At 44.5% G+C, this 20,307-nt stretch carries 18 protein-coding genes and 1 tRNA gene; 10 read left to right on the top strand and 9 right to left on the bottom strand.

Annotation, left to right across the window (positions count from 1 at the left end):
- Window positions 1-30 precede the first annotated feature (30 nt).
- The 3 genes from HWQ23_RS30435 to HWQ23_RS30425 form a co-directional block, all read right to left on the bottom strand.
- Window positions 31-1,491 (bottom strand): glycoside hydrolase family 13 protein, encoded by a 1,461-nt coding sequence (locus HWQ23_RS30435; protein ID WP_292837124.1) that lies wholly within the window; start codon window positions 1,489-1,491, stop codon window positions 31-33.
- Between the two features lie 250 nt (window positions 1,492-1,741).
- Entirely contained in the window at window positions 1,742-2,509 is a 768-nt protein-coding gene (locus tag HWQ23_RS30430) for an SDR family oxidoreductase (RefSeq protein ID WP_292837122.1), read from the bottom strand.
- A gap of 380 nt (window positions 2,510-2,889) precedes the next feature.
- On the bottom strand, window positions 2,890-3,285 hold the full coding sequence (locus tag HWQ23_RS30425) for a hypothetical protein (protein ID WP_292837120.1): 396 nt from the start codon (window positions 3,283-3,285) through the stop codon (window positions 2,890-2,892).
- A 155-nt stretch (window positions 3,286-3,440) separates the two neighbouring features.
- Between HWQ23_RS30425 and HWQ23_RS30420 the strand changes: the two genes are divergently transcribed.
- From HWQ23_RS30420 to HWQ23_RS30390, 7 genes are all read left to right on the top strand, one after another.
- Window positions 3,441-3,746 carry a hypothetical protein gene (locus HWQ23_RS30420; protein WP_292837118.1) on the top strand — a complete coding sequence of 102 codons (306 nt, stop codon included), beginning with the start codon at window positions 3,441-3,443 and terminating at the stop codon, window positions 3,744-3,746.
- Between the two features lie 236 nt (window positions 3,747-3,982).
- Window positions 3,983-5,710: a S8 family serine peptidase gene (locus HWQ23_RS30415; RefSeq protein WP_292837116.1), complete on the top strand. Its 1,728-nt coding sequence runs from the start codon at window positions 3,983-3,985 to the stop codon at window positions 5,708-5,710.
- Window positions 5,711-5,755: 45 nt separating this feature from the next.
- Window positions 5,756-6,031 (top strand): hypothetical protein, encoded by a 276-nt coding sequence (locus tag HWQ23_RS30410; RefSeq protein ID WP_292837114.1) that lies wholly within the window; start codon window positions 5,756-5,758, stop codon window positions 6,029-6,031.
- Between the two features lie 25 nt (window positions 6,032-6,056).
- Window positions 6,057-6,254 (top strand): hypothetical protein, encoded by a 198-nt coding sequence (locus HWQ23_RS30405; RefSeq protein WP_292837112.1) that lies wholly within the window; start codon window positions 6,057-6,059, stop codon window positions 6,252-6,254.
- 34 nt (window positions 6,255-6,288) lie between these two features.
- Window positions 6,289-7,578: a glucose-1-phosphate adenylyltransferase gene (locus tag HWQ23_RS30400; RefSeq protein WP_292837110.1), complete on the top strand. Its 1,290-nt coding sequence runs from the start codon at window positions 6,289-6,291 to the stop codon at window positions 7,576-7,578.
- Window positions 7,579-7,674: 96 nt separating this feature from the next.
- Entirely contained in the window at window positions 7,675-8,223 is a 549-nt protein-coding gene (locus HWQ23_RS30395; RefSeq protein WP_292837108.1) for an AAA family ATPase, read from the top strand.
- Window positions 8,224-8,344: 121 nt separating this feature from the next.
- Window positions 8,345-9,352 (top strand): DnaJ C-terminal domain-containing protein, encoded by a 1,008-nt coding sequence (locus HWQ23_RS30390; protein WP_292837106.1) that lies wholly within the window; start codon window positions 8,345-8,347, stop codon window positions 9,350-9,352.
- 144 nt (window positions 9,353-9,496) lie between these two features.
- Here HWQ23_RS30390 and HWQ23_RS30385 read toward each other — a convergent pair whose 3' ends face one another.
- The 3 genes from HWQ23_RS30385 to HWQ23_RS30375 form a co-directional block, all read right to left on the bottom strand.
- Window positions 9,497-10,150: a glutathione S-transferase family protein gene (locus HWQ23_RS30385; RefSeq protein WP_292837104.1), complete on the bottom strand. Its 654-nt coding sequence runs from the start codon at window positions 10,148-10,150 to the stop codon at window positions 9,497-9,499.
- Between the two features lie 57 nt (window positions 10,151-10,207).
- On the bottom strand, window positions 10,208-10,744 hold the full coding sequence (locus tag HWQ23_RS30380; protein WP_292837102.1) for a peroxiredoxin family protein: 537 nt from the start codon (window positions 10,742-10,744) through the stop codon (window positions 10,208-10,210).
- A 245-nt stretch (window positions 10,745-10,989) separates the two neighbouring features.
- Entirely contained in the window at window positions 10,990-11,601 is a 612-nt protein-coding gene (locus HWQ23_RS30375) for a peroxiredoxin (RefSeq protein ID WP_292837100.1), read from the bottom strand.
- 189 nt (window positions 11,602-11,790) lie between these two features.
- Here HWQ23_RS30375 and HWQ23_RS30370 point away from each other — a divergent pair, with 189 nt between their 5' ends.
- Both HWQ23_RS30370 and HWQ23_RS30365 read left to right on the top strand, forming a co-directional pair.
- Complete coding sequence (locus HWQ23_RS30370) at window positions 11,791-13,944, top strand: amylo-alpha-1,6-glucosidase (protein ID WP_292837098.1); 2,154 nt, start codon at window positions 11,791-11,793, stop codon at window positions 13,942-13,944.
- Between the two features lie 22 nt (window positions 13,945-13,966).
- Window positions 13,967-14,944, top strand: a complete 978-nt coding sequence (locus HWQ23_RS30365) for a DUF4351 domain-containing protein (RefSeq protein ID WP_292837399.1) — start codon at window positions 13,967-13,969, stop codon at window positions 14,942-14,944.
- A 65-nt stretch (window positions 14,945-15,009) separates the two neighbouring features.
- Here HWQ23_RS30365 and HWQ23_RS30360 read toward each other — a convergent pair.
- From HWQ23_RS30360 to HWQ23_RS30350, 3 genes are all read right to left on the bottom strand, one after another.
- Window positions 15,010-15,083, bottom strand: a tRNA-Met gene (locus HWQ23_RS30360).
- A gap of 167 nt (window positions 15,084-15,250) precedes the next feature.
- The gene (locus tag HWQ23_RS30355; protein ID WP_292837096.1) at window positions 15,251-17,542 is read right to left on the bottom strand and encodes a peptidoglycan DD-metalloendopeptidase family protein; all 2,292 of its coding nucleotides are present in this window, start codon (window positions 17,540-17,542) and stop codon (window positions 15,251-15,253) included.
- 789 nt (window positions 17,543-18,331) lie between these two features.
- Window positions 18,332-18,793: a tRNA (cytidine(34)-2'-O)-methyltransferase gene (locus HWQ23_RS30350; protein WP_292837094.1), complete on the bottom strand. Its 462-nt coding sequence runs from the start codon at window positions 18,791-18,793 to the stop codon at window positions 18,332-18,334.
- Window positions 18,794-19,229: 436 nt separating this feature from the next.
- Between HWQ23_RS30350 and HWQ23_RS30345 the strand changes: the two genes are divergently transcribed.
- Window positions 19,230-20,246: a YihY/virulence factor BrkB family protein gene (locus HWQ23_RS30345; RefSeq protein ID WP_292837092.1), complete on the top strand. Its 1,017-nt coding sequence runs from the start codon at window positions 19,230-19,232 to the stop codon at window positions 20,244-20,246.
- The last annotated feature ends 61 nt before the right edge of the window (window positions 20,247-20,307 follow it).

Below are 20,307 nucleotides of genomic sequence, written 5' to 3'. Positions count from 1 at the left end.
CTCCTTGCTCCCTTGCTCCTTTGCTCCCCGTTAGCCTACTCCCAGAATGCAGCCACTGCGTGCGGGAACACTCAATGACAACTGCTGAGTTTCTCCTTCACCATTCCACTTAACTTCAGCATCGCCATATAACACTTTGTTGGGTTGAGTACGCAAACTGGGGATATCTGCATTCGCTGTTGCCAAACTTGTGCCAGCATTGACGGCAATTATCAATTCTTCTGTGCCTATTCGCGCAAAAATATAAAGTTGCCCTTGAGCATAGAGGACTTGGTAATCACCTGTACGCAATGCTGGGTAAGTTTGGCGGAGGGCAATTAATTGACGGTGAGTATTGAGAATTTCTTCCTCCCACTTGGCTTCTAAAGGAAAGCTACGACGTGAGTCTGGATCTATACCACCAGGTAAACCAACTTCATCACCATAGTAGATGCTGGGGGCACCGGGAAAGGTAAGCAGTAGCAGAGTTGACAATTCTACGCTGGGTTTATCGCCGCCTGCAATGGTCATCAATCGGGCTGTATCGTGACTTGCGAGCAAATTGAGTTGAGTTAGCTGAATTTCCCAAGGGTAAAGTTGCAGTACTTCTTGGATTTTGGTGGCGTACTCGGTAGCAAATAAGGGTGGGTAGGGTTGATAGTCGCGGCCTTGTACTTGTTCTAAGACTACGCGATCGCCGGCCGCAAAGGCAATTGTCGGCCCAGTAAATAGATAATTCATCACCCCGTCAAATTGTGTTCCATCCAACCACTGGCGGGAATCTCCCCAGACTTCGCCGACAATGTAAGCTTCGGGATTGACTGCCTTAACGCGATCGCGAAATTCCTGCCAAAAGCCAGGAGTTTTTATTTCAAATGGTACATCCAATCGCCAACCGTCGATGCCGAATTTAATCCAATATTCGGCAATTTCCATAATATATTCTCGTACTTCGGGATTATCATGGTTAAATTCTGGCAAGGCACGATTTCCCACCCAACCCCCGTAGTTGGCAGGCAATTCACCAGTGTATGGTGATAGAGGCCAGCTTTCTATTTTGAACCAATTTACCCAAGGCGAATGGGGGCCATTCTCTAGAACGTCATGGAAAAAGAAAAAGCCACGACTGGAATGGTTAAACACCCCATCTAGAACAACTTTGATATTCCGTTCATGGGCTGCATCGAGCAATTCTTTAAAAGCCTCGTTACCCCCTAACATCGGGTCAACTTGGTAATAATCGTGGGTATGATAGCGGTGATTACTGGCGGATTGAAAGATCGGTGTGAAATAAATCGCGTTAATCCCCAAATCCTGGATGTAGTCTAATTGCTCCATGATGCCCCACAAATCGCCGCCTTTATAACCTTGAAGTGTTGGCATAGCGTCCCAATCTTCCCAACGGGCTTCACGCAGCAGCCGTTTGCGCGGCTGTTTGCTTCTGGCAAAGCGGTCTGGGAAGATTTGGTAGAAAATCGCGTGCTTCACCCAGTCTGGTGTTTGAATTTGCATGAATAAGTTTTTGTACCTTCAGAAGCGATCGTTGCAAATACTAGCTTCTTTATGGATCTTACTTATGATAGAAAATCTGTCATTTCTCAGTAGTCATTAGAGGATGTTTGAAAAAGACATCTCCGAAAATGAATGTAGAGACGTTGCAATGCAACGTCTCTACAAGGGTTTCAGGTAACGCATAATTAATTTCTGGAGATGTGTAAAGTATTGAGCGATCGAGATCAATACTTTAGCAGGTCGCTACCTGCTAAAGATGCGACCCGCCAGTAACATCAAGGTATTGACCCGTCACCCAACGGCTGTCAGATGAAGCGAGGAAGGCAGCCGCATCTGCAACATCGCTGGGTTGACCGACTCGACCCAGTGCTGATAGACTGGCTGCAAGTTTCTGTGAGGCTTCGTCCGAAAGTATTTCTGCATTCATCTCCGTGTCAATAATGCCGGGAGCGAGTGAATTAACCGTGATGTTGCGTACCCCAAGCTGTTTAGCAAGTAGAAGAGTGAGGGTGTTGATGGCTCCTTTGGTAAGACTATAGGCAGCCACATCAGGAAAGGCAATGCGCGTCACTCCAGAGGAGAGGTTGATAATCCGTCCACCGTCTCGCAGTCGGGGGAGTGCCTGCTGGATCAGGAAGAATGGCGCTTTCACATTGACCGCAATCAGTTCGTCGAATATTGCCTCGGTTGTTTCCTCAATAGTTACTCTGGGAGCAATCCCAGCATTGTTAACCAGGATGTCAAACTGATTCGTGCCGATTTGCTGGTTCAGTGCAGCGTCCAGTGCTTCGTAGAGCGCATAGACATTTGCCAGGGTGCCTAACTCTGCCTGGACTGAGAAAGCGGCTCCGCCATTCGCTTTAATCTCTTGGACAACGGTGTTAGCAGCATCGGCATTCCGCCCATAGTGAACGGCAACAAATGCTCCATCTTGAGCAAGCCGCAGGGCGATCGCTCTACCAATACCACGACTCGCACCCGTCACCAGGGCAACCTTGTTCTCCAGTAATTGACCCACTTCAAACTCTCCTGTGCTGTATCAATTGCACTTTGCAGATTTGCTTAGGTCGATTATAACTTGCACGATTGCAATCAGAATTGGCAATAATAGTAGACTAATTTGCATTTTTGCGACTGTGATGCTATGTCGCAAATTAAGAATTATGTTAGCGCCACATAAAGCAAGTCCGCGTATTTTTATCTGCAAAGATGCAAGCTACGCTCAGGGCAACGCCCTGAGCTTGCCGTTCGCGCAGCGTCTCGTAGGAGCATCATTAAGCTGAAAAACATCTAAATTGCATAACCTAATTAAACCTAACTCTTGTGGGGTGGGCATCTTGCCCGCCCTAATGGGAGCAAGTTAAATGTGGAACAGCTTACAAATTACGCCTTGCGGTACTAGGCGGTTTTAGCATTTTCATCTAATGTTTGGGCTGCACTAGCTTTCAAACGGCTCGACCTGATTTTGCGAATACGTTCGCTATTGCGAACACCTCCGCCCATCTCATATTCACGGCTGTTTTTGCCGTACTTGATAGCAACCACCATTAGCATCTTCTCTGAAAGACTGCTTAAGTTTTTCTCCATTTCTTCAATCTCAGTTTTAGAAGAGTCAATCACAGACAGAGCGGTATTATAAACATTAATTTTTGTACGTAACTGCTCAATTGATTCAAGGAGTTTTTCGATATTATAATTCTCATCAAATTTGATGCTGGGAACAATCGATTTAAGTCCAGTGGATCTTAACTCAGCTTTTTCTAGAATGCGGGAGGTACGTTTTCTCCGAGACATAAATTTACTCCTTTAAGATGCTTCTAGAACTAGCTTGCCTCAATTGAACTGCATTCCGGTTCAGCAGAACGCGCAATTTTTTTAATAAAATTTTCAAGCCATAGCAGTAATTCCTCGGAATTTAATTACTAGATGTTGGTCTTTATAGAAATAATATGTTTAAGTTTGATAAAAGCTTGAACGTAAACCGCTCCAGCTTGAATGTAGACCGCTCCAACTTGAACGTAGACGGTTTCAGCTTGAACGTAGACCGCTCCAGCTTGAACGTAGACGGTTTCAGCTTGAACATAGACGGTTTCAGCTTGAACGTAGACCGCTCCAGCTTGAACGTAGACCGCTCCAGCTTGAACGTAGACGGTTTCAGCTTGAACTTAGACCGCTCCAGCTTAAACTTAGACCGCTCCAGCTTAAACTTGGGAGCATCCCAATGCAAGCAAGAACATGTTTGTCATTGCGAATGAAGCGACAGCGTAGTGAAGCAATCCCATATCTTGCGATTGCTTCACTCCACTACGTTGCGCTCGCAATGACAATTTATAACCTGGGTTTGATATAACTTGCACATTTGGGATGCTCCCTTAAACTTAGACCGCTCCAGCTTAAACGTAGACGGCTTCGTTTGCATTAATGCTAAAGCGACTTCTCCTGCTAAAGTTACTATTTTGCTTTGGGCTAATAAATAAAGTTTGAGGTAAAAATGAGGCACGAAAAACTTTCTCCCGGACTACTTTTGGCATTTCAAGACTATCAAAATGAAGGAGATCAAGCTTTAGTTCAACACAAAAAATCGCTTGGTATTATTGCCCACAAAAGCCCAGTCAAACCTACTAAGAGCGTCGTTTTTATCTACTGCGACCATGATGCAGACTTGAGCTATCTCTCACAATATAATATTGAAGTCAATCAAAGCTCTGGGAGTGTGCGGACGGCTTTCTTACCAATAGATAGTTTAGATGTTTTATCCGAAGAAGATATTATCCAGCGCATTAAGCCATCACGCAAACTTCATTTGAGGATGGACACTGCACTAGAAAAAGTCAACCTGCCGGAGTTCAAGAACCAAACCGGACTGACTGGTAAAGGAGTAATCATCGGCATTATAGACAGTGGCATTGATCCGAAACACCCCGCCTTTGCTGGACGAATTTTACACATTTGGGATCAAACACTGCCAGGGCCAGGAGTAACGGAGGGCGGCTATGGGGCAGAATTTACCGGAGCGCAACTGATAATTTCTCAAGATACTGGCGGTCATGGTACTCACGTTGCTGGGATTGCCGCCGGTGCCGATGCTAACTATGGCGGAGTTGCACCAGAAGCAGAATTAGTTGTCGTCAGGTCAGATTTACAGGATGCCCACATTGCTGATGGCGTTCGTTACATTTTCCGAGTTGCTGGAGAGTTGGGACGCGCAGCAGTGGTGAATATCAGCTTGGGTGGACACGCTGATGCCCATGATGGTAGCGATTCTTTATCCAAAGTCATTAACGCCGAAAGTGGCCCTGGAAGAATTGTTTGCTGTGCTGCGGGTAACGAAGGAAACGATAACATTCATGGACAAGCGACGATACCCAGTGGACGCACTCGTGGTATGCGCTTTAATATTCCTTTGAATCAAGTAGGCATAGTTTGGTTAAATGGTTGGTATTCCAAAGACAGCGAATTAGAAGTGTCGCTACGGAGTCCTAACGGTTTTGTTACCCCCTTCCAAAAAATAATTCCTGACGGTAATGCCGCACAAGATTACCAATTACCAGATGCGCGGGTGCAATTAGTGACACCAGGGCCAGATAAAGCCAACGGCGACCATAATTTATTGGTGCAAATACGTGGTATTGACCCCTCGCCAGTAATCGGAGGAGTTTGGCAGCTGCGAGTCCGCAACACTTCTTCAACTGACACACGTTTAGATGTGTGGACACTAGATGACAGTTCCTCAGTGTTTTTCACAGGTAAAAGTGTGAAAGATGCAATAAAAATTGGTTCGCCAGGAGCCGCCAGCAGTGCAGTTACAGTTGCCGCCTATACTACTAAAGCCACGTACATAGATATTGATCACCAAGTGCGAGAAATGGGTTTAGAATTGAATACTATTTCGGAATTCAGTAGTGAAGGGCCTCTGCGGAATGATGGACAGAAGCCGGATGTAGCAGCACCAGGAGCAATGATTGTTTCCACGCTTTCCGCCGATGCAAGTTTTGACCGTTCATCGATGATTAATTCCAAGTTTGTGGTTCAGGCTGGTACGAGTATGGCGACACCGTTGGTTAGTGGGTTAGTGGCACTGCTGTTGCAGCGTGATCCCAAACTTGATCCGGCTGCTGTGAAAGACTTGCTACGTAAAAATAGTGCTATTCCCGGAAAACCCGCAGGCACATTTGATCATAAATGGGGTTATGGAGTGATTAATACCTTAAATCTCTAATTAGACTCACAAAGATGGATATTATTTTGTACAAAGGAATTGCTGATGAATTATCAAAAGCTAGACGCTGCTCTTGCTACAGCCCTGAATGATGTTCAAGATTCAGAAGAAGCGAGTTTGGCGGTTTTCATCCATACTGAACCAATTTTAACTTCTGCTGCAATTGCTGTTTTAGAAAGTTTCGGCGTGAGTGGTGTTACCAGTGGCAAAGATATTTTCACGGCAACACTGTCACCAAATGCGATTTCCCAGTTGTCAGAGGCAGCTTGGGTGAAGTATTTGAAGCGATCGCAGCAATTGCGTTTGCTAAATCAGAAGTGAAGTTTAGGTAACTTCAGTGTTTGATATGATGCACCAAAAACAATTCTCTGTTCATTTGTGGGGTGTAGCGATCGCTCCTCAACTTTTCATGCCAATTAATACAATTGTTCTAGTTAGGAAATTATTAGGCAGCACTATCCATCACCAACAGCATTCTAGAAAATTCATTTCCCAGAATCATCTGATTCCCCCTTACAAGCTGCCACATACAGTCCTAAACTGAATATGAGAGTTGAAAGGCAGTCGGGAGAAATTTTGTGAAGAAAGTATTATCAATCATTCTTGGTGGTGGCGCGGGTACGCGTCTTTATCCCCTAACCAAACTCCGTGCTAAACCAGCAGTACCAGTAGCAGGGAAGTATCGGTTAATCGATATCCCTGTTAGTAACTGCATAAATTCCGAAATATTCAAAATCTACGTCCTGACACAATACAACTCAGCTTCCCTGAATCGTCACATCGCCCGCACCTACAATTTTAGTGGCTTCAGCGAAGGCTTTGTGGAAGTGCTAGCCGCACAGCAAACGTTAGAAAACCCCAACTGGTTCCAAGGTACAGCCGATGCTGTGCGTCAGTATCTATGGCTGTTGGAAGAATGGAATGTAGACGAATATCTGATTCTCTCAGGGGATCACCTCTACCGCATGGATTACCGTCTGTTTATCCAGCGTCATAGAGAAACGGGTGCTGATATCACTCTCTCAGTCATCCCCATAGACGAGCGCCGCGCCTCAGATTTTGGTTTAATGAAAATTGACGATTCTGGTAGGGTAGTTGACTTTAGCGAAAAACCTAAAGGCGAAGCCTTAACCAAAATGCGCGTCGATACTAGTATTCTGGGATTGACAAAAGAACAAGCCCAATTACAGCCATACATCGCCTCAATGGGGATTTATGTCTTTAAAAGAGATGTTTTGATCAAGTTGTTGAAAGAATCTTTAGAACGGACGGATTTTGGTAAAGAAATTATTCCTGATGCTTCTAAGGATTACAACGTTCAAGCTTATTTATTTGATGACTATTGGGAAGATATTGGAACAATTGAGGCATTCTATCATGCCAACTTAGCGCTGACTCAGCAACCCCAGCCACCCTTTAGTTTCTACGATGAAGAAGCGCCAATTTATACCCGCGCTCGTTACTTACCTCCGACTAAACTTTTAGATTGCCACATCACCGAATCAATTATCGGCGAAGGTTGTATTTTGAAGAATTGCCGCATTCAACATTCAGTTTTAGGAGTGCGATCGCGGATTGAATCTGGCTGCGTCATCGAAGAGTCTTTGCTTATGGGTGCAGATTTTTATCAAGCTTCTGTAGAACGGCAATCTAACGTAGAAAAAGGTGACATTCCCGTAGGTATTGGTACTGACTCGCTCATTCGCCGTGCGATCATCGATAAAAACGCCAGTATCGGTCACGATGTCAAAATTATCAATAAAGATAACGTGCAAGAAGCTGACCGCGAAGCTCAAGGTTTCTACATCCGCAGTGGCATCGTTGTCGTGCTGAAAAATGCTGTAATTCCTGATGGAACGATCATTTAAGAGACGCGATTAATCGCGTCTGTACAATGAGTAGAGACGCGATTAATCGCGTCTATACAAGGAGTTTACAAACATCCTCTTAGGAGTTAGGAGTTGATGACTAAAAATTCTGATTACTCCTCACCCCTAACTCATAACTGCTCACTTTTATTGCTGATTGGTCTTCCGGGTAGTGGTAAGTCAACTTTGGCTAAACAATTACTGGCAGAATGCCCCCAGATGTCGCTGATTTCTACGGATGCGATCAGGGGGCAATTGTTCGGTTGCCAAGCGATTCAGGGTTCGTGGCTGCTGATTTGGCACGAAATTGAGCGGCAATTTCAGCAAGCAATTTCTACAGGTAATATAGCAATTTTCGATGCCACCAATGCCCAGCGCCGTCATCGTCGTGAAGTCATTGCTTTAGCCCGCAACTTGGGCTTTACCCACATTCGGGGGATTTGGGTGGATACGCCAGTTTGGCTGTGTTTAGCACGCAATAAAAGGCGATCGCGCCGGGTTCCAGAAGAAATTATTTTGCGGATGCACCGTCAACTCCGGGATGCCCCCCCAAGCCTGGAAGACGGACTAGACAACCTGATCCGCTCATCAGAAAAATCGGAGTACGGAAATTGCGATCGCGCGGTGAGGAAGAACCACACTTGATTTTCTATATTGTTTGTTAATTTAAAATCAGATTCTTTTAGCTTGGCACTATACCGGGCAAACCACAATTCTCTGAATCTTAAAAAAAAACATAACGGGAATTTCTATAGGAGGCTGGTAGATGGCTGCAACCGACTTCAAAGACTATTACGCTATTTTGGGAGTTAGTAAAACTGCCAGTCCAGAGGAAATTAAACAAGCCTTTCGGAAACTAGCACGCAAATACCACCCTGATGTTAATCCAAACAACAAACAGGCAGAGGCACGCTTCAAAGAAGTTAGCGAAGCCTACGAAGTGGTGTCAGATCCAGATAAACGCAAAAAGTATGACCAATTCGGTCAATATTGGAAACAAGCTGGTGAAGGTTTCCCATCTGGCGGCGTTGGTGCCGATATGGGTAACTTTGACTTCAGTCAATACGGTAATTTTGATGAATTCATCAATGAGTTGTTAGGACGTTTTGGTGGTGCTACCCCTCGTGGTGGGCGACAAAGTTACTCACAAAATTACTCTTACCGCCCTCCTACAGGTGCGCCAAGTGGTTTTAACGGCTTTAACGATTTTGGGTTTCAAGATGCAGGTGCGGCTACTAGCCAGGATAGTGAAGCTGCGATTTCTCTAACTTTTGCTGAAGCATTTAATGGTGTGCAAAAGCGCTTCAGTTTAGGTAACGAAACAATAGATGTCCGCATCCCATCTGGGTCTAAAAGTGGTACTCGCTTGCGCGTGCGCGGCAAAGGTCAAATCAACCCGATGACTCAACAACGTGGGGATTTGTACTTAAAAGTCGAACTTCTGCCGCACTCGTTCTTCCAAATGGAAGGCGATAATCTTGTTTGTGAAGTGGCAATCACACCAGATGAAGCGACTCTGGGAGCGTCTATTGATGTACCTACACCCGATGGTTCAGTTAATGTCAAACTGCCTGCGGGAGTGCGTTCTGGTCAATCCCTGCGTTTACGTGGCAAAGGTTGGCCTCTCGGCAAAACTGGACGCGGCGATCAGTTGGTGAAGGTGGCGATCGTTCCCCCAAAAGACCTCAGCCAACAAGAGCGGGAATATTATGAAAAAATCCGGGCTATACGCACTTATAATCCCCGTAGTCATTTGCAGCAAGTCAAGCTGTAAATATTTTGGATTGTAGAGACGCGTTAGCAAAGCGACAGGTTAGCGTAGCGGGGCGTTGGCGATCGCGTCTGTCTGCGACACGCTATTCGCGTTCGTAGAGAAGCCCAGTGGAGTTTCGCGTCTCTAAATTAATTAGGTTTGAATTTACTGTGCCATTCTCGCCACGATCATAGACTTAAAAGCTTCTATTACCTCCGGTGTAGCCTCGGTAGCTTGCCACGTTGGACGTGCTACTAAGCGATCGCACCAAGCATTTAATTTGGGATAGTCACTTAAGGAAATGCCTACACTTGGCAACACATCTACTACAGTTCCAGCCACAACTTCGGCGAGAGTCAGGTTGTGACTAGCAAAGTAAGGGCGATCGTCTAATAAATTTTCAAAAAACTTCAGCACTGTAGCAATTTTTTGCTGTGCCTTCTCGATTTTTTCTGGATCTCCTCCAGGCAAGCCGAGAAGCTGAGGTAGAAAGGTAGTGGCTGCTGGCAAAAGCTCATTCACAGTTACCAGTTGTACCATGCGGGCGATCGCTAAATCCTTGCCATCTTTAGGCAACATCGCAGGTGTAGGATATTTTGCCTCTAAATAGTCCAGAATTGCTAAAGATTCTACTACATTCAAGCCGTCATCTACCAATACTGGAATGTGATGGAAGGGGCTAATTGCTAAAAACTCTGGTTTAAACTGCTCCCCATCCAGTTTTATCTCTACTAATTCAAACTCAAGTCCTTTTTCCAGGAGAGTAATCCAAACGCGGCGCGAGTTGGGAGAAAAAGGTTGGTGATAAAGGGTCAGCATGAGAAAACCTCACAGCTTTATAACTAGGGCGGACATTGCCAATTTTACACCTTATACTCAATTTAATTGTTCTAACAATGTCTCAACACTGGCATTGTGATCCAAAAAAGAAAATAAATGCCAGTAGCGGAGTTTTCCTTCTTTATCTAATACAAACTGTGCTGGTAAAGGCGCTCCCAATGCTTGTCCTACTTGATAGGTACGAAACACTCGACAACTGGGATCACTCAGCAACGGCATTTTTAAACCTAAATCCTTCACAACTATTTGACTCTGCCGTTCATCGGTACTAGTAATCATTAAAACTTCTATACCGCGATTTTTAAATTGTTCGTAGTTTTCATTCAAAGCTTTGATGTGAGGAAAACAAAATGGACAATATTGCTTTTCGGTAAAGATGCGAGTCAAGGCGAGTAACACTGGTTGCTTGCCTTTATAATCAGACAATTTTACTAAAGTTCCGTTGGTAATATCTGGCAGTTGAAAGTCTGGTGTTCCTACTCCCAACCTAAGTTTATTGCTAGCTGGAACTGGTAAAAAGTTGCGGAAGAATCGCTCATTTAATAAGCCACTAAAATCAGTTGAAGTCAGCATGATACAATTTTAGATTTTGGATTTTAGATTTTGGATTGTCAAAGAGTTATTGGTAGTCGCTTTTTGGCGCTTAATCTGTCGGAATAATTGTTCAAACTGGATTATTTAAATACTATTTTATGAGAAAACCACAGATAGATACGGAGGTTAACACTGTTTAATGTGTATCTCTGTTAATCTGTGGTTTTCATTGATTTTGCTCTCAATTCCAACAGGATGGATTAGAGTTTGCTAGCTAAGGAAATTTAGACGGCAGAGAAGTAGACTTTAGACTTCACTGGGTCAGGGTTCATTGTCTTGTCACCAGGTTGCCAACCAGCTGGGCAAACTTCGTCGGGGTGAGACTGAACATACTGAATTGCTTGTAATGTCCGCAGGGTTTCATCAACGCTGCGACCAAAAGCTAGATTATTGATAGTGGCGTGCTGTATGATACCATCTTTATCGATGATGAACAAACCACGCAAGGCAATGCCTGCTGCTGGGTCAAGAACGTTGTAAGCGGCACTAATCTCTTTCTTGATGTCGGAGACTAGAGGATAATTCAGGTCGCCAACGCCACCAGATTTACGATCTGTTTGAATCCAAGCGAGGTGTGAGAATTCACTATCAACGGAAGCCCCAAGGATTTCCGTATTAATTTTATTGAATTCTTCGTGGCGATCGCTAAATGCTGTGATCTCAGTGGGACAAACAAAGGTAAAGTCTAGTGGGTAGAAAAACAGGACGACATACTTACCGCGATAATCGGAAAGTTTGATTGTCTTGAATTCCTGATCTACCACAGCCGTTGCTGTGAAATCGGGAGCTTGTTGACCAACGCGGAGGCTTCCTTCGGTTCCGTAAGTAAGGGACATTAACCTAATTCTCCTTTATTTGTTTAGTAGCGTTAGAATTCGGGTCAAGTAAAACTCACCCATCCACGCTCTCACCCTTTCGGGTTCAGTCAGTCCCCTAGGTCGGGCTAACCCTCCTTCAGGGCTGACTCACAGTTTAATTACGATCTGTTACGACTATATCATACTCATAACGATTTTGAGTAGCAAATGCCTGATTTAGATACAAGAGAATGGTTGCTTACTAATGGCTTGGGAAGTTTTGCCAGTGGGACAGTTTCTGATGTCCGCACGCGCACTTATCATGGTTGGCTGTTTGCCGCGACAAACCCGCCTTCTGGGCGGACTCTGCTGTTTTCGCACCTAGAAGCTAGCTTGGAAGTATTAGGCAGGGTTGTGGCACTGGGGACAAATTTTTGGGGTAACGGTCAGATTGAGCCGACAGGCTACCAACTGCTACGTTGTTTTGATATTAACCCAGTTCCAAAATGGATTTGGGGTCAAGATAACTGGCAGTTAAGTAGACAATTGGTGATGCCTTATGGTTTGGTGGGCACTGGGGACTGGGGACAAAGGGCACAAGGGGGGATAAGCAATGCCCCATCCCCCCTTGTGCCCAATGCCCACCCCCAATTTTGCGATCGCATTTTAATCCAGTATCGCTACGAGGGAAGTCATCCAGCGATTTTACGGCTGCGACTGTTGATAGCAGAACGTGACTTTCACCACCAGCAGACTGCTAGCGCCAAATTACACTTCTCACAATTGCTAGGGGAACAACAAGTCTGTCTGCAAGCAATCAATTCTGGGCATTTCGGTATACCTTGGCAGTTGCGCTGGACACAAGGAAATTATCAACCAGATGCAGTTTGGTATTGGCATTATGGATTGCCTGAGGAGACGAAACGGGGATTAGGCGACAAGGAAGACCTCTACAGTCCTGGTTACTTGATAGTCACACTCCAACCAGGAGATGCAGTGACTCTAGAAGCACGAGTAGGTTTTCCCGACTCAATGCTAAGTGTTCTCACCCCCAAAACCTTTGCAGAAGCCGTGGAGGCAGAGCAAAACCGGCTCTCACAGATTTTTGGATGGACAGAGAAAGACAGAGGGGCCCAAAAGACAAATCAATTCAAAATTAAAGAACTCCTGCCTTCTGCCTCCCCTTTCCCAATGCCCGCTCCCGACTCCCGACTCCCGACTCCCGACTCCCCACTCTGGCAACAACTACTCAAAGCAAGCGATCAGTTTATCGTCTATCGAGCCTCAATTGCTGGCCCCACGGTCATTGCTGGTTATCACTGGTTTAATGACTGGGGACGCGACACCTTAATCGCCTTACCAGGGTTGGCACTAGTTCCACAGCGCTTTGACCTGGCAAAAGGAGTATTGCAAACTTTTGGGCATTATTGTCGCTACGGTTTGATTCCTAATGCATTTCCTGATGTCAATGGCGAACCAATTTATAACAGTATTGATGCGGCGTTGTGGTGGATTGAAACTTTAGGACTTTATTTAGAAGCTACCCAAGACTGGGAATTTTTGGCAGAGCAATTCCCCGTAGTACAGCAAATCTACAAAGCATTTGTCGGTGGTACACATTTCAATATCCAGGTGGATGCTACTGATGGGCTAGTTAGTTGGGATGCTCCTGGTGTAGCCCTCACCTGGATGGATGTGGTAATTGGGGCACACCCCGTCACTCCGCGTTACGGTAAGACAGTAGAAATCAATGCGCTGTGGTATTCTGCTTTATGTTGGCTGAGTCAGTGGGCAGAACGATTGAGCCAGCTTGAGTATGGTTCGCCAGTGCGTCTGACTAAGCAAGCACAGCGTTATGCTCAACAAGCACAACGCGTAAAAACCTCGCTGCAAAAGTTCTGGAATCCTCAGCTAGGTTATCTGTACGATACTATTGAGCCGGACGATCGCCGGAATTTTCAAATTCGTCCCAATGCCGTTTTGGCGCTGTCGCTGCACCATTGTGGGTTTTCTGAACAACAAGGGTGTCAGATATTAGATTTGGCAACTACCAGCTTGCTGACCCCCTATGGTCTTCGCAGTCTCGATCCAGGAGATCCCGAATACAAAGGGAAATATGAGGGCAACTCAGAGCAACGCGATCGCGCTTATCATCAAGGCACTGTTTGGGCTTGGCTAATTGGGCCATATATTCGGGCTTGGCAACGTTTTTATCCACAGCGATCGCTGCCTTTTGATTGGCAACCCCTGCTAGATCACTTCCTATCTGATGCTTGTCTTGGTTCTATTTCTGAGATTTTTGATGGCGATTCACCTCATACACCCAGAGGTGCGATCGCTCAAGCTTGGTCAGTTGCCGAAGTCATCCGCCACATTGAATAGTGCTGAATCTACCAATCAACTCATGAGCGAAGAACGAGAAAGAGCCGATAATGATTCCCCGTGGAAAGAAATCCTAGAAGCTTACTTCCCCCAAGCAATGCAATTTTTCTTTCCGCAAACAGCAGCACTAATTAATTGGGAACGTCCCCACGAGTTTCTTGATAAGGAATTTCAACAAATAGTCCGCGAAGCAGAACTTGGTAGAAGATATGCAGATAAATTGGTCAAAGTCTGGCAAATTCAAGGAGAGGAAATTTGGCTGTTGATTCATGTCGAAATTCAGGCAAAATCGGAAGATAATTTTGCTCAAAGGATGTTTTCCTACAACCTGCGAATTTTTGACAAATTTGCTAAACCAGCCATTAGCCTAGCAATTTTGTGCGATGCTGACTCGACTTGGAGACCAAATCAATACAGTTATAATTATCCCGATTGTGGTCTGCATTTTAGATTTGGAACCGTCAAACTGCTCGATTATCAAAATCGATGGACAGAGTTAGAAAAGAGCGATAATCCCTTTGCGACGGTGGTAATGGCACATTTGAAAACCCAGCAAACTACTAAACAGCTGGGAGAAAGGAAAACGTGGAAATTTAGTTTAATTCGGCGATTGTATGAACAAGGGCTGCAAGAAAGGGATATTCGTAATCTCTATCGTTTTATCGATTGGGTTATGATTTTACCAAAAGGATTAGAAGCAGAATTTTGGCAGGAGTTTAAACAATTCGAGCAGGAGCGTACCATGAGTTACATTACCACAGGCGAACGCATTGGCTACGAGCGAGGGAAGGAGGAAGGACAACAGGAACAAGCACAAACACTTGTATTACGACAGCTACAAAAACGGGTAGGAGAGTTACCACAACAGGTTCGAGAACAGATTCAGGGTCTTTCTCTAGAACAATTGGAAACACTCGGTGAGGCTTTGTTAGATTTTAGTGCGATCGCTGATTTGCTCAACTGGCTACAAACTCATCAAACAGTTAGCGCTGAGTCCTAACTATTAGAGGTCAAAGTTACTCTATCTTAACTCCACTTATCTCTCACTACTTATAAATTTTGAAGTGGCTCAGGTCGGAGTTGAACCAACGACCCCAGGCTTATGAGTCCCGTGCTCTAACCAACTGAGCTACTGAGCCATGTTTTTCCAAATCATTAATTAGTATAGCATATAAATTTGCTCAATACTAGCCACTTTTGCAATTTTGTTATAACTTCCATCCCTGTTGAGGTAATAGAAAGTAAAAGAGGGAGGTTAACTCCCTCAACTACCAAGGCAATGATTTAGTTACAGACTACTCAAGAATTACAGGCGATTTGGTAGGAAGGCTATTGGGTTAACAGCACCCTTACCTGATGGATGAATTTCAAAGTGGCTGTGTGGGCCAGTGCTGTGACCAGTGCTACCCATTAAAGCAATTGTTTCTCCTTGATGCACCAGTTGACCAGGTTGCACCAGAATCTTGCTGTTATGACCATAGCGAGTCATGCTGCCATCGGGATGACGAATATCGACGAGGTTGCCGTAACCACCATTATTCCAGCCAGCTTTTTCGATCGTACCGTCAGCCGAGGCGACAACTGGCGTGCCAGTGGAGTTAGCAACGTCAATTCCCTTGTGCAATCTACCCCAGCGCCAACCATAACCAGAGGTGAGAGTACCCTTCGCCGGCCATGTGTAAGCTAGGGATGAGCTAGATGGAGGGGGTATAGTTTCGTCAATTTGTCTGGGAAGATATTGATCCACTGCTGCCAAAGGTGGTATTGGCATCTGTGGAGAAACTGTAGTTCCCCGCATTTTTCCTAAGGAGTCTGAGGCATTTACTCTTCCAGCAGGCGTTGCTACCCTTACCCTTGTGCCAGATGGATTGCTAGAGGGAGTCCACTGACTAGCAGAGCCTAGATTGGGCAAGAAATCTGGGTTTACTGGCTCGTTAGCCGGCATAGTAGCACGATATTGGGACTTAATTGGTTGAGGGCTATAGTTACGTCTAATAGGTGTAGGAACTGGAATTTGTATCGCTGCTAGATTATTCGGTGAAACTGCGGCGTTGGGTACAGTGAAATTATTCGGGCTAGAAACAGGAGTGAGCATCGCAGCATTATTAGTTTCGCTAGCTGCTGGCACAATTAAGTTTCCAGACTGTTGAGCGCGATATTTCTGCTGTAACCTCTGAATTTCCGCTTGTAAGCCCTGCAAACGGCCATTATTGTTATTGTTTACCCTCGCTACCCTATTTGTTGGTGTTTTAGGCTGTTGCATTTCTACAAAAGCTTTTGGCGCTGGAATGTCACCACCGACGCCATAATAAGTACCAGCAGTAGGGGCTGTTTGCTGGTCGTTGGCACTATTTCCCTGAATCTGAACAGTTACCGGTGTAGGGACGGCAACGCTACTGTTGTCGGCAATAGTTGGTGATTGTGAAGTAGGTAGATATGAGTTGGCACTACCAACATTGACAGTGGAAGTGGCAACATGAGGAGTATTGCTGGACTCTACAAAAGTGGGGTTACTCGCTACAGTTGCCTCAACTTGAGCAGCAGGAATAATCAGTTTTTGACTAATTTTCAGTTCATTTGGATTATTGAGGTTATTTGCCTTAACTAGTTGTGATACTGAAGTCTTGTATCTGCTGGCGATCGCTGCTAGTGTATCTCCAGGCTTAACTTCGTAGGCTCTATGAGTCGAGGACGCAATAACTCTAGCTGGTACAAATCCAGTCGTCTGTGTCTTCTGTTTTAACCTCGATATCAGGTTCGCTTTGCTTGCATCGCCAGAAGTGTCCGACTGGACTAATGCAGTCTTCTCAACGACAGTCTGCGGCTGCACCAACCCCATATCAGCTTGTGATAAAGTTTTGGTTTCCCCAGACCGCAACTGCGCCAAACTTTTTCTTAAACGGTTCGATTTTTCTTGTAAGCGATTTAGTGCGAACTCTTGTTGCGCCTTAAGTTGTGCATTTATTTCACTGTTGGCTGCGGTTGACGTTGCCACTGTTTGTGGCTTGGCAGTTAGTGATGCATTAATACTACCAACACCATCAGCACTATAGTCAGACAGATTATTGACTACTGGGAAACTAGTTTCCGCTAAGGTATTGTTCAATCCCTGTGCCACTTGGGGCTTCAGGTGAGTGGAATTTTTATAAACTGCTGTTGGTTGGGAAAACCTTTCTGATGCTGGAACTTGCAAAGACATTCCACTTGCCGCAACTTGCCATTTAGCTTCAAGCCCAGGCACTTGTGAAACTGCCGTTGGTTCCACGATAACAGGATTTTCCGGCACGCTCGCTGATGAGACTGCTTGGGACTCCAGCTTTGTGGAGGCGAATTTCACCTTAGTGTCACGAACAGCAGGAATCGCTGAAGTTGCCTTTTGGCTGCCTACAGGCACCGCTGCTTGGGCTTGATCGCTTTGTCGAGTCACCAAAAGGCTGGTTGCTCCCATAGAGATTGCCAAGCCAATCATGGCAGCTTTTGTCCGCACCCGGCGGTTAACTTTTGGATTCATTACATTTAGCAGTTCTACCGGGGCATGATCATCACTAGGGTTATTGTTCAACACAGCTTTTACTCTCTTTTTCAATGCTCGTTTCAAAGACGACCTCCTATGATCACTAGCGCTTAACTGACCTCGATTTCTCAGTTGGATACTAGTCAATGATTTAGATCACAACGAACGATAGATCAAGATCACATTCACCAGAGATGCTTACGCAAGATTAACCTGCTTCTCTGATTTAGACAAGTTCACCCGTGTTAGCAAAATTTCAAGTTTGCTATGTTTACTTGTCCGAACCACTCCTAACACCACTTAGGACGTTTTACTCTTTACCATTGTCCGCGCTTGTCTTGCGTCAATCGCGGGGACTGGACAAATTATTTGCCAAGCCCATAGTCGCTGTTGAGAATTAAATTGCTGCGACTTCTGGAAAAGTGATGCCCCCTGCTGTAGATATATTCAACATATTTCTACCCAATCCGTCTTCTCAACAGGAGACTTTACGTTGATTATTCCCTAAAAAACAACCCTATCAACTATCGGCTACTTTTAGGTTGCTTTCTGGCATACATTTGAGCTATTTTGGCTCAAATCTATAACCTGACTCGGCTTTAGTGGTTTTTCCCTCCAATGTAGGATGTGTCAAATTCATCAAAATCTATCATTCAAATTTGACAATATCCGAAGTTTTATATACAAATTTCTTATAACAACCTTCCTCTGCTTGTAAGTATCTTCCACTACAATTTGGTAATCAATCCAATTATATGTATATTCTTTGACAAATTATTTCCGTAAGCAATCAAATTTTCTAGTCACAAATAACTCGCCTAATCGATTTCTGGACATACCATAAGTATATATACTTGTAATGGAGATAAGCAACTATTCTAAATAGCCTAACTGACGACGGGTTTCAAATAAGCCAATTGCCACACTCACTGACAGATTCAAGCTGCGAACCCCCGGTTGGCTCATGGGAATATACAGGGTAGCATCGCAATCTGACAAAATTGCTGGTGATAAGCCAGTGGTTTCACTACCAAACAGCAGCCAATCATCAGGTTGAAACTGAAAGTTTACATAATTACAATTTCCACCAACCGTATAACCCAACCATCTGCCTCCACGCTCCTGATGTACGATTTTAAAAGCTTCTAGCGATTGGTGATAGTGCAGTTTGACATAAGGCCAGTAATCCAAGCCAGCTCTTTTAAGGTAGCGATCGCTAATTTCAAATCCCAAAGGCCCCACCAAATGTAACTCTGTACCCGTAGCTGCACAAGTACGGGCAATATTACCTGTATTAGGAGGGATTTGTGGGTTAACTAAAACTACCTGAGGCATTATCCGTATAATTTACGTATTGTATAAAAAAATTTATTGTCCATGTTAAATCTACCAAAAGGTAGAGGCGATTCATAGCTTTTGTTAATAATAATCAACCATCCTCCATCGATTAGATTTTTAAAACTAAGCACAAACTCTCCTAGAGCAATGCCTGAGAGGATATTTGGCTAAAATCAGGAAATATTAAGTTTTATGTAGAAAAAGTAGGGAGTGGGAGCCGGCAACTGCTCTTATAGCATTAAAAGGTTGTCACGTTGAAGAAGAATTCAGGAGCGTGGAGGCTTTGCTCCTGACTCCTGAATTCTGTTTTAATCAAATTCTAAATTCCTCCTCTAGGAAGCTTGACAAACTCCCTTGGGTGGATGCCTCTAGTTATGAAATAAGTATCCAATATATCAGGAAGTAAGCGACATACCCTAAGGAGACTGATTGGATGAATTTGCAGGCGATTTGGAAGTTGTTACAAGAGACATTCAAAGAATGGAGCGAGGATAAAGCCTCACGGTTAGCGGCGGCGTTAGCTTATTACACGATTTTTTCGATTGCACCGTTGTTAATTATTGTAATTGCGATCGCAGGGGCAGTATTTGGAGAAGAGGCGGCAAGGGGTCAAATCGTTGGAGAAATTCAAGGTTTAGTCGGCCGAGATGGCGCAGAATTTATCCAAACAGCTATTCAGAATGCTAATAAACCAAAGACAGGAGCGATCGCTTCTATCATTAGTGTTGTAGTTCTACTAGTAGGTGCTACTGGTTTATTTACCGAGTTGCAAGATTCCCTCAACACGATTTGGGAAGTGAAGCCGAAACCCGGACGCGGCGTAAGTAACATGATTCGCCTACGCGTTTTGTCCTTTGCAATGGTGATAGGTATTGGCTTTTTACTTTTAGTTTCTCTGGTAATTAGTACGGCATTAGCAGCATTAGTAACATTCTTTAGTAACTTGGTGCCAGGTGTCGATTTTCTCTGGCAGATTCTCAATTTCATCCTCTCTTTTGCCATCACTACGTTCCTATTCGGACTCATTTTTAAAGTTCTACCAGATGTCGAAATTGGTTGGAGTGATGTTTTAATTGGAGCCATGCTCACTTCCTTTTTGTTTTCTATCGGTAGATTTTTGTTAGGACAATATTTAGGTAATGGCAGTTTTGGTTCAGCCTATGGTGCAGCTGGTTCACTGGTGGTAATCTTAGCTTGGGTTAACTATGCCGCACAGATTCTTTTCTTCGGTGCAGAGTTTACCCAAGTTTATGCCAGAAGGTACGGTAGCGGCATAACCCCAAGTAAACATGCCATACCTTTATCTGATAACACAAAATATAATGGCACGAATCCAACGGGGGAATCGTCCACTAATAAAAAGCCTTCTTCTAGCTTGATTAATCGCTTCTTCCAGTCTTTCAAAAAGTCCAAGCGCTTAAAACAGAGAAAAAAAAATCAGCGATTTTGATTCCTGATTGGTGGGAATTCAGGGTTGTAAATCTGATAGATGTTGAAGTATTTAACTTCTA

Source organism: Nostoc sp. JL33 (genome assembly GCF_017114985.1).
GTDB lineage: Bacteria > Cyanobacteriota > Cyanobacteriia > Cyanobacteriales > Nostocaceae > Nostoc.
The sequence above is the reverse complement of the archived record's forward strand: the minus strand, read 5'-3'. Positions and strand labels throughout refer to the sequence as shown.